Genomic DNA, 14,150 nt, shown 5'->3' with positions numbered 1-14,150 from the left:
TTTGGGGTGCTACGACGCCCAAGATGACGGCTACCGACGGAGTTTCTGCCTGTTTGACCGCGGTGTGATGGATTCGATCAGGATGGGGTACAGGGAAGGCTTCGGGGACTGCGGAAAGTATAATGTCCGCGCTCGCAACGGAATCAGGTTTTGGTGGCCGCCGCGTGCCTTCAATGGCGCACTCATCAGTACCGGCGATGGTCTTAAAGATATCGAAGGGACGTGCACATGGCGCGCCGACAAAGACGACAATTTAATTCTCTCGAACTGCGAAATGGCCGGCGAATGGAAACGCCTATCGGACAATCAGCAGTACAAGCGTAGGGCAAAGCTCTGCGCGCCCCCTACGCCCGCGGAAGCCTTTATCTCTGCGGCGAGAGCTGGCGATCTCGCTGCCATGCAAAAGCTGCTCGCAAGGGGCGTCGACGTCAATGCCACGGCCTACGAGAGCGGTGGTACGGCGCTGATGGCGGCCTCCGTCAACGGTCAAACTGAGGCCGTTCGGGCTTTGCTCCGCAAAGGTGCCAACGTCAACGCCAAGGACAAATTTGGTCGTACGGCGTTGCTCTCGGGCGCCGGCGCCATAATTCGTCGCCTCGAAATCGTTCGGGCCTTGCTCGATAGAGGTGCCGACGTCAACGCCAGGAGCAACGAGACCGGTTTTGCACTCACGACGGCACTCATGGAGGCGTCTTATCACGGTAACCTCGATGTCGTTCGCGCCTTGCTCGACAAAGGTGCCGACGTCAATGCCACGGGCAACAAGGACGGTGCTACGCCGCTAATGGCGGCTTCTGAGCAAGGTCACATCGAGGTCGTGCGGACGCTCCTTGAAAAGGGTGCTGACGTCGATGCCAAGGGGAACGACGGCACCACGGCGCTGAATGTGGCTAAAGATGACGAGATCAAAGCCGCATTGAAGGACGCCGGCGCCACACATTGACGGCTAATTTGCTTGCGTCGGCTTCCTGCACCGATGCCCCACGCCAATTCATGTTGGTCGCATGTCCGCTTCTCTAATCGGCCGTTAGGGGTCAAGCACTTTCAGACTATCCATGTTTGCGGTGTTGGTGTCGCCCACGGGCTCGTGCTTCTCTTCGGAATCGGCACCAAGGCCCTTCCAGTATGGGATTCGAAGACGAGGCGGAACAATCTTTGGGGCGGCCTTGCCGTCTTACAGACAGTGGGTCCAAGCGGACATACGAACTCACCTCATCCATCGTCCCGCGAGGGACATCATTCCACCGCTCGGTGGAGCTCGAGTGTCCTCCTATCGCGCTTAATCCTGCTAGTCCTCACGCCGCTGTAACTTCCCGGCTCCATCGGAACTCGGTACCGTCAACCCAGATGCGGTGCATGATCACCGCCAACCGGCGCGCCAGCGCCACGATCGCCTTCTTCATCCCGCGGTGCCTGGCGATCTTCATGGCCCAGGCCTTGAGCCAGGACCACTTTGCCAAACGCACCAGCATGATATGAGCCGCTTCGTAGAGCATTGCCCGCATCATCTCGTCGCCGCACCTTGATATGGCGCCGGGTCGGTCAATCTCGCCAGATTGATACCTGGAAGGCGTGAGCCCAAACACCGCCCCGACCGCCTTGGAGTTTCGGAAGCGGGCGGGCACGTCGACAGTCGCGCGATAGGTCAGCGCCACAACGGGACCAACACCCGGGATGGTCATCAGGCGCCGGCACACATCATCATTCCGAACGATAGCCAGCAAGCGACGATGAAGAATGCCGATCTGCTCACGAAGCGTCCGCCGGACAATCAGCAGCGGTTCGACTAACTCAGCAAGATCCGGGAAGCTTTCGACAAGCTCCTTGATGCGCGCCTCGAACTTCACCGTTCCTACCACGCCCACCTTGAGGCCGAAGTTGCGCAAAGTACCTCGCAGGTCGTTATCGACGGCGATGGCCTTGGACTGCAGCAGTTTGCGATGGGTCAACAGCATTCGCAGTTTCTGACTGCGTAGCGTCTTCACATGCACCGGGCGATAAAGCCCCGCCCGCATCATCTGGGCCATACCGCGCGCATCGTTGCGATCCGTCTTGTTGATCTGCGCCTTCAGAACCGCCCGCATGTGCCGCGTCTCGACACAGATGACAGGCAAGCCTGCTTCGGCAAGCGCACCGAAAAGCCATTGCGACAGCGGCCCAGCCTCCAATCCGATCCGCTTGAAACGGTAGGCCGGGTTCCCCAGAACCCGCAGCAGAGCGTCTGGCTCGCTTGCTACCCTTAATTCCTTCGCGATCCTGCCCGTGTCATCCACAATGCAGACACTTGTCTCCTTGACCGATACGTCCAATCCAGCAAAATGGTCCATGCTGCGCTTCTCCTTCTGATGCTTGAGGCCGTTACCACGGACCTCGTTTCACCATCAGCCTGAAGCGCAGCACCCAAAATCTTCAGCTATCCACAAGCTGGGCCGGCCGATAACCCCATCTTCGGGTCAAAAGCAGGAGTGGCTCAGCCTGAAAGGCATGTCGGTTCTGCCCTCAACAGCGGACATGCGGCGACTACATCGGAATGTCGGTTTCGTGCCAACAGCGGAAGTCGCCAGCCTCATTCTATCACCTCGTCGGCGCGTGCAAGCAGTGCCGGGGGAACGACGAGGTTGATTGCCTTCGCCGTTTTGGCGTTGATGATTAGCTCGACTTTCGTTGGCTCTTGCACCGGAAGGTCACCGGGCTTCTCGCCCTTGAGGATGCGATCGACATAGCTTGCGGCGCGGCGATGCATATCAACCGGATCCGGTCCATATGACATCAAACCGCCTCCGGCGACTTGGGAGCGGTTCCAGAAGATCGCCGGCAATTTGTACCCGATCGCCAATTCCACGATCTGCCCGAGGTTGGACATGGAGAAGGCCGCGGCCGATATGATCAATCCGCCGTTCGCTTGCTCAGCCAGCGACCTGATACCGCGATCAATGTCATCCGCGCTTCGGACTGGAACCGAAATCCACTCGACAGACATTGATTTCGCCGCTGTTTCGAACGATTTCTGAAATCCCTTGAAATTATGATTGTTGGGATCGCCGAGCATTGCGACTCGCGTCAGGCGAGGTGCCATCTCCTTCAGCAATTCCAGCCATTTTCCGCAGATATCATACTCGAAGGGTGTGAACCCAGTGATGTTGCCGGACGGTCGCGCGAGACTGGACACAAAACCCCCGGCCGCCGGGTCAGTGACGTTGACGAAGACGATCGGCACCGTGGTTGTTGCATCATGCAGCGCTTGCGTCGCGACAGTGGAAGATCCAAAAATCACTGCGGGGGAGAAGCTGACCAGTTCCATCGCAAACGTTCGGGCGCGGCCGGCGTCGTCATCTGCCCAACGGTAGTCCATCTGGACGTTGACGTCTTGCTTCCAGCCAAGTGCTTCCAGACCCGCCACGAAGGCCGCAAGGTTTTTAAGCGAACCGGGATTACGACCGGGTCCGACGAGAACGCCGATCCGGTGTATTCGCTCGCGCTGTTGAGCGCGCGAAGCCACGGGCCACGCCACCGTGCCGCCGATGAGACCGATGAACTCGCGCCGCTGCATGCCATAACCCATGCTCAGGAGACGCCATCTTAGCGGCTCAATCGAGCAATTTGCTAGGGGCTAAAGCCACCATCCAAACCCATTGCCGAATGTCGCTGTTGGGTCACAAGCCGACATCAAGCCTCAAATGTTCGATGTCCGGTCCACCTTCAAAAGCGGACAATCAATCTGTGCCCAAAGGTCGGCGTTCCGTCGTCCAGCGTGTGTTCAACGAAAATGCAACCCATCGCCTATAACCCGACCGGAAATTTTTCAGGTAGGGCATGATTGAAGTACGAACCGTGTGGGGAGGCGGGGGGTGTACCCCCTCGTTTGGCCGATTGACCATGGTTCGGACTTTTCGAATGCCGGATCAACCGACGGACGCAACATTTTGCTGACTCGCATCCTTAACTTTGACGCTCGCGCATTGCCCGAAAATAATGTTCGGCGTGTTGGGAGTAATTCTCCGCCACGATCCGATCTCCGGCCATAGCTTCGGCGCGGGCAAGTGACAAATAACGCTCATAGTTTCTTCGGAAGTTCTGAACATTACCCGCCGGGTGGCGGACAAATCCGGTCGGTTGATTTTCTTTGGTGTGTTGTGATCTTCGCAGCATGGTGTTGGGATGACTTTCGTAGTTTGGCGCGGCTGCCCGGTGAACACAGGCTATCCTTTGCGCTGGGCGCATCGCGCTACATTTTGAGAGATTTGAGAGAGCGTTAGTTCAACCGCTTCATTGCATCTTAGTTCCTCGGCAGCGGGAGGAATTTGAGTGAGCAAGCCGCTAAGGCCAAAGCAAACAGAGTGAACTTTCCTCACCTGACAGACGGCAAACGCCGCCGGCGTCATGCGGCTTTTTCGCCGCGATCTTTCTTGACCCGTTGCAGGCGCTTATTCTCAGCCTGCGTATTGCGAACGGCTTCGGCCAGCATCTCGTAAAGCTCGGCCTTGGTTTTCTTCGGTTCGCGCTTGGGTGGTTGCCACGGGGTCATGAACCATATGTGGGGATGCCGGGAGGGTAATTAAACCCCGCTGGGCCTGTCTGCCTGTCCGCTTCTGCCCCGCATAACGGACTCTAGTCGGACATCGCGGCATGACCAAAGAAAAGCCGCCCAAAAGCGGCCCCCCCCAGAACGATCAACATCAATGGCAGCGATGTTTCACCAATGGTGATGACCACGATGATGGCCTCGACCCCATCCATAGTGGTGGCCTCGACCACCGTGATGGCCCCAGCCATGGCCGTGGCCGTGAACTTGGATGATTGAGTCGTTAACGCCGATAAGTGCATTTGGGTTTGCACTCGGCATCGCCGACGCGGAGAGAATTGGAGCGAGCGCGAAAGTGAAAGCTGCAAATCCGATCAATAAAAGCCGTTTCATGAGATGTTTGTTCCTTTGAACCGCGTTATCGCGGGGATGGGTAATGCGGCGGCACTCAGATTGTTCCGCAATGGAACCATATGATCAACCAGCGTTGTTCCGAACGTGCCGTGGGTTCGTGGCGCACCGGGGCCTGAGCGTGCCATGTCAAAACTCAATACCGGGATTACCATCAGGCGGATGGAAAGGGGCCAGTACCCGGCCTTACGTTGGTGCTCGCAATTCGCTGCGAAGCCAACCTTGCGTTTTCCCGGATTTCATAGGGTCATCCCATTCGGTGACAATCTGGTGGATGTCGCTGCACAGTTGGCACTCAAAGGTGCGAATGTGGAAGCCTAAATAGCTGGGCGTGGTCCGCGCCAACGTCGTTGCGCCTTTACAGATTGAACATCGCGGTTGGAAGTACATGGTTGCGGGCCTTGTCAGGGCGGGAGCACAACACTCTCAGTCACCGGATAGATGCCGTCACAGGGTCGGTGATGGATCAATCATGGCGCGGCGCACCATCGCGCGATGTTCTGTTTTGCTCACCTCCCTGATTTTATCTTTGCATCAACGGAAGGTTTGTCGGCGGCGTTACTCGTCCTCTCGTATTTGAGGTTTGTCCCGCAATACGGCGTCCAGCAGCGAGCGATGAACCTCGATTTTCCCATTATAATTGATGAATCCCTTTTTTCTAAATTTGTTCATGAAGAAGTTCACCCGTGATCGAGTTGTTCCGATCATCTCCGCCAGGGTTTCTTGGCTGAGTGTAATCGGGATCGGCTTTGGCCCGCCTTCTGCTCCGAAATCCGCCAAAAGCAATAGAAGGCGAGCCAGCCGTCGTTCGCTGGAATTGAACAACTGGTCGATCAAGTCGTCCTCGATCCGAGTGTTTCGCGACAACAAATACGTCAAGAAAAATGTCGAAAACTTCGGCTCTTTGATCAAAGCTGCACGCATGGCGGGTTTTGTTATCGCAGTGATCAGGCAGTCTTCCATGGCGTAGCTCGTCCCGCCTCGAAATTTGGACCCTTGAAGACATCCCTCTCCGAAGAACTGATGGTTCGTCAAAAACCCAATGACTGCTTCCTTGCCGTGCTCGGATAGTACGGCGACCTTGACCTTGCCGCTGCGAATGAAGAAGACGGCATCGGCATCTTCTCCCTGGGTGAATATCTTCTGGTCTTTCCGGTATCGTTGAAGCGTCTTTCCATCCCCAGCTCTGCTAAGGAAGGCCAGCGGATCGAAATCTTTCGAACGTGGAACGTGTGGGGGATTCGGCATCGTTCTGCTCCGTCATGAGGCGGGAGCACAACACTCTCAGTCACCGACAGAAGCCGATAGCGGCGCGGCGATGTACTTATGTAGTGACTGGCGTTCCCTGAAAACAGGCCGCTGCCAGAAATCAATTCGGCCGTTCTCAGTGAAAGCGGCTTCAATGTGCCCATATGATCCAACAAGGACGCCATACTCGGCTGGGGGACTCGCATTCGGTGAAATATTTTCTCGGCGATGTCCGCTTCTCTAATCGGCCGTTAGGGGTCAAGCACTTTCAGACTATCCATGTTTGCGGTGTTGGTGTCGCCCACGGGCTCGTGCTTCTCTTCGGAATCGGCACCAAGGCCCTTCCAGTATGGGATTCGAAGACGAGGCGGAACAATCTTTGGGGCGGCCTTGCCGTCTTACAGACAGTGGGTCCAAGCGGACATACGAACTCACCTCATCCATCGTCCCGCGAGGGACATCATTCCACCGCTCGGTGGAGCTCGAGTGTCCTCCTATCGCGCTTAATCCTGCTAGTCCTCACGCCGCTGTAACTTCCCGGCTCCATCGGAACTCGGTACCGTCAACCCAGATGCGGTGCATGATCACCGCCAACCGGCGCGCCAGCGCCACGATCGCCTTCTTCATCCCGCGGTGCCTGGCGATCTTCATGGCCCAGGCCTTGAGCCAGGACCACTTTGCCAAACGCACCAGCATGATATGAGCCGCTTCGTAGAGCATTGCCCGCATCATCTCGTCGCCGCACCTTGATATGGCGCCGGGTCGGTCAATCTCGCCAGATTGATACCTGGAAGGCGTGAGCCCAAACACCGCCCCGACCGCCTTGGAGTTTCGGAAGCGGGCGGGCACGTCGACAGTCGCGCGATAGGTCAGCGCCACAACGGGACCAACACCCGGGATGGTCATCAGGCGCCGGCACACATCATCATTCCGAACGATAGCCAGCAAGCGACGATGAAGAATGCCGATCTGCTCACGAAGCGTCCGCCGGACAATCAGCAGCGGTTCGACTAACTCAGCAAGATCCGGGAAGCTTTCGACAAGCTCCTTGATGCGCGCCTCGAACTTCACCGTTCCTACCACGCCCACCTTGAGGCCGAAGTTGCGCAAAGTCCCTCGCAGGTCGTTATCGATGGCGATGGCCTTGGACTGCAGCAGTTTGCGATGGGTCAACAGCATTCGCAGTTTCTGACTGCGTAGCGTCTTCATGCTGGTGCGTTTGGCGAAGTGGTCCTGGCTCAAGGCCTGGGCCATGAAGATCGCCAGGCACCGAGTTCCGATGGAGCCGGGAAGTTACAGCGGCGTGAGGACTAGCAGGATTAAACGCGATAGGAGGACACTCGAGTTCCACCGAGCGGTGGAATGATGTCCCTCACGGGACGATGGATGAGGTGAGTTCGTATGTCCGCTTGGACCCACTGTCTGTAAGACGGCAAGGCCGCCCCAAAGATTGTTCCGCCTCGTCTTCGAATCCCATACTGGAAGGGCCTTGGTGCCGATTCCGAAGAGAAGCACGAGCCCGTGGGCGACACCAACACCGCAAACATGGATAGTCTGAAAGTGCTTGACCCCTAACGGCCGATTAGAGAAGCGGACATAATTGAGCCGGCAGCGGGTACTGTCCGTATTTGACCCCCGGTGTCCTAATTCGAATCCGCGAGTGTCCTAATTTATAATTTATTAATTCTTGTGTTCACTTGTGGACTGTCTCTCTCACTAACTAGGGCGCACGCTTCCAGCGTCACCGCCCGTCACGCGGCAGTTATCGGTGATGAGAACGCCAATTGCGCTCCCGCCTTCCTCTCATGGAACGGAGCGCGCCATGCAGGTACGGCGTCGTTTTAAGCAATCAGAATCTCTGAAAGACCGTCTTATCTCGTTCGCTGATGAGATACGCACCAAAGCGTTTGCTCTTCCACCTGGCGTAGATAGGAACGAACTGCTCCGGAAGGCTCGCCAAGCCGAAACCGCTTCTCACTTAGATGATTGGGTCAACTCGCCCGGTTTGCAGCCACCGAAATGAAAGATTACCGCGCTTCCGTTGAGAAGCTTCGCACGGACGCGTCTGAGGCTGCCCTGATCCGCGACCTCGCCTCCGATCCCGACAAGCGAGAATTGTACGATAGGCTCCACAGACACTTTAAAAGTCTGGCCGATGAGGTTGAGCAAGCCCTAAATTCAAAGGCTGCGCAGTAAGGCCGCCCCTCAGTGGGCGGCCTCTTTCGTTATAGCCGGGTCGCCGAGCGGCTTACCTTGCGGTAGTACCCATCCGCGCGGGGGGCGGATATCGGCACCTCGCACGCCGCACACCTTGCAGACGAAACGCGGCTCCAGATCGGAAAGCCGAACTTCGTCAGGCCACGGGTCGGCGCTGATCTTCAGGTGGTGGCTGCAGCGGTAATCCGAGCAGTAGACCAGGAGCCCGTGCACGCCGGCTGCGCGCATTTCTCCGAGGGTGATCTTTTGCTCTCGCATCTCCCATGATTCCGCAATTTCGGATAATCGGAAAGCCGCTAGAACTTGGGCCTGGGGAATACAGGACTACCGCGTCTTGCGGCCTCCCGTATGAGACAGTGCGGGAACTGGCTGGATCGGCGGAGGTAGCTCAAATGTCCGAGGCCATGGAGCAAATCGTCAGCGCGCTTGTTCGGCTCAAGGACAAGCACTCACTGGAAAGGCTCAGAGATCATCGACGGAAACTCGCGGATGATCTGAATGAATTACAATCAAAATCGGAGTTCAACCTCAGCCTTCTCATGGGGACCATAGCAATCGAGCTGGGCGTGATCGAAGCGGGCCTAGAGCAGCTCCAAGACAATTCAGCGCGCTGAATTGCCGCTAGTGGTTGGGCCGTCTGCTGGCCCGCTCTATAGAACGTCGAGTCGCAGGGGCCACCCACTGAGGCGGCCCCTGCCTTTGAGTGCTACTTTTCAGCTTCAACGACGTACCTTCGCGTCACCTTGACCGCCTTGTCACGGTCGGGTGCAAGGTCCGTCCAGGCTTTCGACTTGTAGAAGGCCACGGCCTCATCCACGCTATTCCATTCGATGATCCCCACGCTCTTGGGAGGTGGCGCGCCTTCTATTTGAACCACACGTCCGGCCGCGGTGCGTAAGGAGCGACCATTGGCTGCTTCCAGCGCCTTCCGGGCGACAGTCAGATAGGCGGCTTGGGCTGAAGCATCGAGGATTTCGCTCTCGCTGACAGCGTAGGCCTTCAGCTTTGCTCCCTGAGCGTGAAGGCCCTGAACCGCGATAGCGCCGATTGCGACGCCAGCCAGCAATACCATTGTGATTTTGTAGTTGGATCTCATGGCATTCCCTCCGATTGTGCAAATAGGACGGATGCTCCCCATCATTCGGGCGCAACTCGCCCTAGACGTGAGTCGCGGCGGCCAACCGAAGGTTCAGGCAGTTCGTCCATTTTTGGCCTCGCGCCAATCTCACGCGCCGCCGTCTCAATCCCTCTTGGCCTTCCGCCGCGTCCGTCCGCCCTCAAACTCTCAGATTGAGAGGTTGATAATCGCTCGGTGATCTTGATCCACTCTGCGATATTCCGAACGAGGAGGCATTCTCACAATAAGCCTGCGCCCGCATGATCCTTAAACAGCTCGGCATCGCGGACGTAGCCGCGCAAGGTGTCCACTGACTTGTGCCGTGAAACATCCATCATCTTGAATATCGATGCGCCCTTACCTGCTGCTGAAGTCAGGAAGCCGGCCCGCAGCGAATGCCCGGAGAAAGCACCGGCATCGAGGCCCGCCCGAGCTGCATAGGCTTTTACGATATTGGCCACCGATCGGCACGTAAGCCGTGAGGCTCGCACCGTTCCTGCCTTGTCGATTGGCCGGAAGATTGGCCCCGTCTCAATACCAGCCGCGGTCAGCCACTCGCTCAAGGCTTTGGCAGGGCAAGCAACGTCACCTCGAGCAATCGCAATGGCCACCCCCGCCCGCTCCTGGTCCGTCTTGCTGCCACGGATGGTGACCAAGAGCCCTGTTGCGGTTTCCTCGATGTCGGCAACGTCCAAAGCCACGAGCTCCGATCGTCGCAATGCACCGCCAAAGCCGATCAGCAGCAATGCCCGATCGCGCAACCCCGCAAGCTTGTCGGGAGCGGTTGCGACCATACCCAGCACCTTGCCGGCCACAGCCGGGGCCTTAGCACCCTGGCGCTGCCATAGGTGCGTCGGATCCCCCTCATGGTGGCCTTGACCCCTTCCGCATCAGTCGGAAGAGCCAGACCGGCCAGCTTGTGGGCATACCGGATGGCGGCGACACGACGGCCAAGAGTTGAGGCTTTCGAGGTGGGCGCCTGGGCTGCCAGATACGCCGCCACCGTCTCAGGAGCCGCAGGAAGGGCAGAGACGCCCTTTTCCTCGCACCAGGTTCGGAAAATCAGAAAGTCGGTCCCGTAGGCCTTGCGCGTGCTGGCTGCCTTCTCTGCCTTGGCAAGATCCACCGCCGCCGTCAGGTCCGGCCCGAGCGCGGCCGGCAGGTTTTGGGCGGTTTCGATAACGGTAAGGGACGATGACATATGCTCGGTTCCTTTACTTCCGAGAAGAAGCGTTATCGGAAGCAAACACCATTTACTGATATCGTGCAATCACAATATAGGCACACCCTGATTTCGGGCGGTCGTGTTGCATATTTGATTCAGTAACCCTCCCCGCCTAAGGTTTGATTGTTTGATATTCATTCAATCGAGGCGACGATGGGCCGCAAGCCGAAGACCACTGGACCACGAGCTCGCGACCCTGGCGCGTTTAAATCTGTACTGGTTCGTATAAATGCCGACGGCTGGCGGGCGCTGAAGATGCTGGCGATAGAAAACGACGCAACGCTGAACGCCTTGGCGGTTGAGGCTTTCAACGATCTGCTGAAAAAGCACGGGAAACGCCAGCTGGTCGAAAATCCCCTGCTCGATTAGATCGCCTTTCCATCGAGCACCGCATTCAGGCTAAGAGCTTCAACCAGCCTCTCCTAAAGGCGAGGTTGCATCCAGGTTGGGATCGGAACTAGCGGCGTGCGATAAAGCTCCTTGTTCTCGCTATCGGCAACTCGGACCGCGCATTCCTTCTTTTTCAATTCTGGGAGCACTAGGCACAACTCGTTCGCTAGTTGCTCGGCTCGATCAGAGGCAACATCAAGGTTCTCAAGAATAAGGCCGCCTTGGTGCTTCAACTCTTCGTCTACAACTAGATCAAAGGAATAGTACGGCATCCTCTCCTCACCCGCTGTTGGACACACGGATGCTACGACTGAGTCGGCCGATTTCCCTTACGGAATCCGTGGTCGATCACAATGTCGCCGGCGACTGTTGTATTTGCGCACGCCCTTCTCGGAGTTTTCAAAGTAGCACTATTTAACGGAACTTCGTGGCGTTGCGCTTTGTTGCCATAGGCGGAGGCTTTCCCAGGAGCCACCCCGCGCGCGGCCTGCCAGCAAATCGATCGGAGACTGTTATGCCTATTCCCGAAGAAGCAATTCGTGCGCGCGCTCATCAACTCTGGGAGCAAGCTGGCCGGCCTGAAGGACGAGACGACGAATTTTGGCTTCAGGCCGAGCTTGATCTGAAGAAGGATGCGGCCACAAATCAGGACGAGAAGTCAAAAACGTTCCTCGAGTGATGTTTAGAATCGCGGGGCGGATTCTGAAACTGAGAACTGAAGCCGCTTGCCCAGGCGGCTGCTCCGGTGTGCGTTAGAAAACACTCTCGCTCGTCGAAGAAGCCCTTCGCAATCGCTTTGGCGCCAATACTAGAGCAAACAGCAAACTGAGCGCGGTAGCCTAGCGCCTCCTTTTTCGGCGTAGACGGAGGATCGCAATGATTTCGGCTTTAATTGGCGTTTTGATAATTGTCGTCATCGGCGCGATCTGCTTTTGGGCGATTGACAAGTTTTCCGTCGATCGTCGCCTGTCACAACTGCTCAAGCTGCTAATCTGCCTCGCGGCCATCCTGCAAAGGGTTCTGCCGCTGCTCGGCGTTTCCATCTAACTCAGTGATTGCCTGCCATTGTGTGAATTGCGGCACACCTCGAGCAAGCGAATCGGCCTAACCTCGCGAATGCCGCCTCCCGGCGGCTCCTCCCTAAACTTGGCACCCGTCGCGAATGGCGGGTCTCTTTTGCAAGGGCCTCCCGGCGGCCTTCGCACATCGGGGCACCAACCGTGGGGAACAAAAAAGAGGCCGCCGATTTTTGTGGAATGGAATACCGAGCCACGACATACAAGGTCATTCAAGGCATAGAGCGCCGGGTCTGGAAATGGTCCGTCACCGTTGAAGGCATGGTGCTGAGGGGCCAAGCGGAGACCAAATCCGAAGCCGTGGCCGCGGCTGAGAAGGCAATCGATCGGGCGCTGGCTCCCAGAAATGTGCCGCGTGCGCCCCGCGTCGACCCGGACTGACCTTCACCAACATTGGGCCCGAAAAGAGAGAGCTGGTGTCGGAACGATCGGGTTCTGAATGAATCGTCGACTCGACACCCGGAAAAATGCCCCCATTACCGGGCGTCGATGTCCTCCCCCAAGGACATGCCCCAGTCTTTCCCCCGAGGCTGGGGCCGTTGGGGGCATCACCCCAACAAGCCTAGCGGCTTCCCTCCGCGTCCGATCAGCCGATAGCAGAGCCACCCCGCCCGCGAAGGCAAAGGAACCACGACAACAGAAGATCACTTTCGGCGAAATATGGGGTTCGCGTTCGCCGCGCCGATGTCCGATCCCACCTTTGCGCCCGGCGAAAATGGGAACTCAGGCTGCGGTACAAAGTTTGCTTGCATGATTATCGGTGGGCTAGGCAACAGCAGGAGTCTCTCCATGTCGACCCAGATTGTGATGGACCATACTGGCGACCGTCGACACCAATTCGACCCCAAAAACACCAATGAGTTGGCTGAAGCCGAAAAGCGTTTCAAGGAATTGACGGGACTCGGATTCACGGCAGCCGAGCGAACGAAGGCCGGTAAGACCATGAAGGTCACTTCTTTCGATCCGACCGCGCAGGAAACCGTGTTTTTCCCTCGCCTGGTAGGCGGTTGAACGAACCTATGGCCTCCCGGCTCCGAATTTGGCGCGGGTCGCCCGACCCGCCTCGGTTCCGTGCGGTCCGCCAGCTCTACCGTATGCTTAGGGTCCCTGAAGCCCGTGGTCGGCGTCTTTTACGACGCTGGCTATCAGCCGAACAGCTGGCGCAATTTGATGCACGCAGCTCTTTCGATGTCATCGGCTGCCACACGGCTAGGCGGTATCGCATTTATTATGCGAAAGTGGCGAACGTGGAAGAGCTCGACCAAGTCGGCCATCCGATAGTGCGCTACTGTTTCATACCAGAAGGCGATCTGGTGCCCGGCGATGTCATGTTGGCTCAAAAGATAGCACTGGAAACAAACGAGCGAGCTGCGCTCGCAGTCGCAAACAGACTTACGCCGGCCGCACGGCCGCCCGCCTGACGAGTGCCCGCGCAAAACAAAAAGCCCGGGCACCGGGGCGAGTTCTCCTAAGAAGAAAAGCGCAACTGACGACTCTGCCCCCATAGCCTGCGCTTGCGGACAGCGAGCGCGCCTAATGTCGGTGGCGTAAACTTTCTCGCCGCCAAAATCTTTTGCTCGAACTCGTGCCGAACGTGGTCTGGTTCACGCGAAAGTTCGACAGTTTGAACGGTTTCGCGGTCACGGAACTGGCAGCGCCCGCCGTTGGTTTTCTTCGGATGGAAAAGCCCCCGCCGATATTCTTTTGGTGTCCTCTTTGATACCTTCTGGTTAGTCTTCGCCCTGACGGCGATCCGGGGCAGCGTGCTTACCGTAATCGGTTTGTGTGCTCTCAAGTAAGGTCCCGGCACGGTGATGGCGCGTCTGCTCAGCTCGCAACTTTGCGGCCCGGCTGACGGCGCTAGATTCCGTCCGCCGTAGCCGTTTGGCGATGGCGTGCCACTTCAGGCCGGCCGCTCTTAACGACAGCAGGGCGGCATCCTCC

19 protein-coding genes are annotated in these 14,150 nt (G+C 57.6%); 8 read left to right on the top strand and 11 right to left on the bottom strand.

What is annotated here, in order from left to right; translation table 11 throughout:
- Positions 1-67: 67 nt before the first annotated feature.
- The gene (locus BUA38_RS36295; protein ID WP_172806072.1) at positions 68-943 is read left to right on the top strand and encodes an ankyrin repeat domain-containing protein; all 876 of its coding nucleotides are present in this window, start codon (positions 68-70) and stop codon (positions 941-943) included.
- 352 nt (positions 944-1,295) lie between these two features.
- On the opposite strand, the gene BUA38_RS22205 is transcribed toward BUA38_RS36295, so the two are convergent.
- The 8 genes from BUA38_RS22205 to BUA38_RS22165 all read right to left on the bottom strand — a co-directional run bounded on the left by BUA38_RS22205 (position 1,296) and on the right by BUA38_RS22165 (position 8,656).
- Complete coding sequence (locus BUA38_RS22205) at positions 1,296-2,327, bottom strand: IS110 family transposase (RefSeq protein WP_072821219.1); 1,032 nt, start codon at positions 2,325-2,327, stop codon at positions 1,296-1,298.
- Positions 2,328-2,566: 239 nt separating this feature from the next.
- On the bottom strand, positions 2,567-3,550 hold the full coding sequence (locus BUA38_RS22200; RefSeq protein ID WP_072826319.1) for an ABC transporter substrate-binding protein: 984 nt from the start codon (positions 3,548-3,550) through the stop codon (positions 2,567-2,569).
- 389 nt (positions 3,551-3,939) lie between these two features.
- Positions 3,940-4,149, bottom strand: a complete 210-nt coding sequence (locus BUA38_RS36290; protein ID WP_083587693.1) for a DUF4167 domain-containing protein — start codon at positions 4,147-4,149, stop codon at positions 3,940-3,942.
- A 229-nt stretch (positions 4,150-4,378) separates the two neighbouring features.
- On the bottom strand, positions 4,379-4,525 hold the full coding sequence (locus BUA38_RS36955) for a hypothetical protein (protein WP_156898653.1): 147 nt from the start codon (positions 4,523-4,525) through the stop codon (positions 4,379-4,381).
- An 83-nt stretch (positions 4,526-4,608) separates the two neighbouring features.
- The gene (locus BUA38_RS36950) at positions 4,609-4,773 is read right to left on the bottom strand and encodes a hypothetical protein (RefSeq protein ID WP_156898652.1); all 165 of its coding nucleotides are present in this window, start codon (positions 4,771-4,773) and stop codon (positions 4,609-4,611) included.
- A 718-nt stretch (positions 4,774-5,491) separates the two neighbouring features.
- Complete coding sequence (locus BUA38_RS22180) at positions 5,492-6,181, bottom strand: Crp/Fnr family transcriptional regulator (protein ID WP_072821213.1); 690 nt, start codon at positions 6,179-6,181, stop codon at positions 5,492-5,494.
- A 519-nt stretch (positions 6,182-6,700) separates the two neighbouring features.
- Positions 6,701-7,435: an IS110 family transposase gene (locus BUA38_RS22175; protein WP_072821211.1), complete on the bottom strand. Its 735-nt coding sequence runs from the start codon at positions 7,433-7,435 to the stop codon at positions 6,701-6,703.
- Positions 7,436-8,386: 951 nt separating this feature from the next.
- Positions 8,387-8,656 (bottom strand): hypothetical protein, encoded by a 270-nt coding sequence (locus tag BUA38_RS22165; protein ID WP_072821206.1) that lies wholly within the window; start codon positions 8,654-8,656, stop codon positions 8,387-8,389.
- A gap of 134 nt (positions 8,657-8,790) precedes the next feature.
- Between BUA38_RS22165 and BUA38_RS36945 the strand changes: the two genes are divergently transcribed.
- Positions 8,791-9,012 (top strand): hypothetical protein, encoded by a 222-nt coding sequence (locus BUA38_RS36945; RefSeq protein ID WP_072826318.1) that lies wholly within the window; start codon positions 8,791-8,793, stop codon positions 9,010-9,012.
- A 92-nt stretch (positions 9,013-9,104) separates the two neighbouring features.
- Here BUA38_RS36945 and BUA38_RS22155 read toward each other — a convergent pair whose 3' ends face one another.
- From BUA38_RS22155 to BUA38_RS38160, 3 genes are all read right to left on the bottom strand, one after another.
- Positions 9,105-9,494: a DUF1330 domain-containing protein gene (locus BUA38_RS22155; RefSeq protein WP_072821204.1), complete on the bottom strand. Its 390-nt coding sequence runs from the start codon at positions 9,492-9,494 to the stop codon at positions 9,105-9,107.
- 260 nt (positions 9,495-9,754) lie between these two features.
- Positions 9,755-10,309 (bottom strand): site-specific integrase, encoded by a 555-nt coding sequence (locus BUA38_RS38165; protein ID WP_244553018.1) that lies wholly within the window; start codon positions 10,307-10,309, stop codon positions 9,755-9,757.
- A complete protein-coding gene (locus BUA38_RS38160) occupies positions 10,252-10,716 on the bottom strand; it encodes a hypothetical protein (RefSeq protein WP_244553017.1) in 465 nt (154 codons plus the stop codon). Before BUA38_RS38160 ends, BUA38_RS38165 begins: the two co-directional genes overlap by 58 nt.
- 147 nt (positions 10,717-10,863) lie before the next feature.
- Here BUA38_RS38160 and BUA38_RS22145 point away from each other — a divergent pair, with 147 nt between their 5' ends.
- The 6 genes from BUA38_RS22145 to BUA38_RS38155 all read left to right on the top strand — a co-directional run bounded on the left by BUA38_RS22145 (position 10,864) and on the right by BUA38_RS38155 (position 13,627).
- On the top strand, positions 10,864-11,109 hold the full coding sequence (locus BUA38_RS22145) for a ribbon-helix-helix domain-containing protein (protein WP_072821202.1): 246 nt from the start codon (positions 10,864-10,866) through the stop codon (positions 11,107-11,109).
- Between the two features lie 535 nt (positions 11,110-11,644).
- The gene (locus BUA38_RS22135; RefSeq protein ID WP_072821198.1) at positions 11,645-11,809 is read left to right on the top strand and encodes a DUF2934 domain-containing protein; all 165 of its coding nucleotides are present in this window, start codon (positions 11,645-11,647) and stop codon (positions 11,807-11,809) included.
- Between the two features lie 197 nt (positions 11,810-12,006).
- Positions 12,007-12,177, top strand: a complete 171-nt coding sequence (locus BUA38_RS36940; protein ID WP_156898651.1) for a hypothetical protein — start codon at positions 12,007-12,009, stop codon at positions 12,175-12,177.
- A gap of 173 nt (positions 12,178-12,350) precedes the next feature.
- Complete coding sequence (locus BUA38_RS22130) at positions 12,351-12,587, top strand: hypothetical protein (RefSeq protein WP_156898650.1); 237 nt, start codon at positions 12,351-12,353, stop codon at positions 12,585-12,587.
- Positions 12,588-12,995: 408 nt separating this feature from the next.
- Positions 12,996-13,217 carry a hypothetical protein gene (locus BUA38_RS22125; RefSeq protein ID WP_072826317.1) on the top strand — a complete coding sequence of 74 codons (222 nt, stop codon included), beginning with the start codon at positions 12,996-12,998 and terminating at the stop codon, positions 13,215-13,217.
- Between the two features lie 8 nt (positions 13,218-13,225).
- Complete coding sequence (locus BUA38_RS38155) at positions 13,226-13,627, top strand: hypothetical protein (RefSeq protein WP_072821194.1); 402 nt, start codon at positions 13,226-13,228, stop codon at positions 13,625-13,627.
- The last annotated feature ends 523 nt before the right edge of the window (positions 13,628-14,150 follow it).

The sequence above is a fragment of the Bradyrhizobium erythrophlei genome (genome assembly GCF_900142985.1).
Lineage (GTDB): Bacteria > Pseudomonadota > Alphaproteobacteria > Rhizobiales > Xanthobacteraceae > Bradyrhizobium > Bradyrhizobium erythrophlei_B.
The sequence above is the reverse complement of the archived record's forward strand: the minus strand, read 5'-3'. Positions and strand labels throughout refer to the sequence as shown.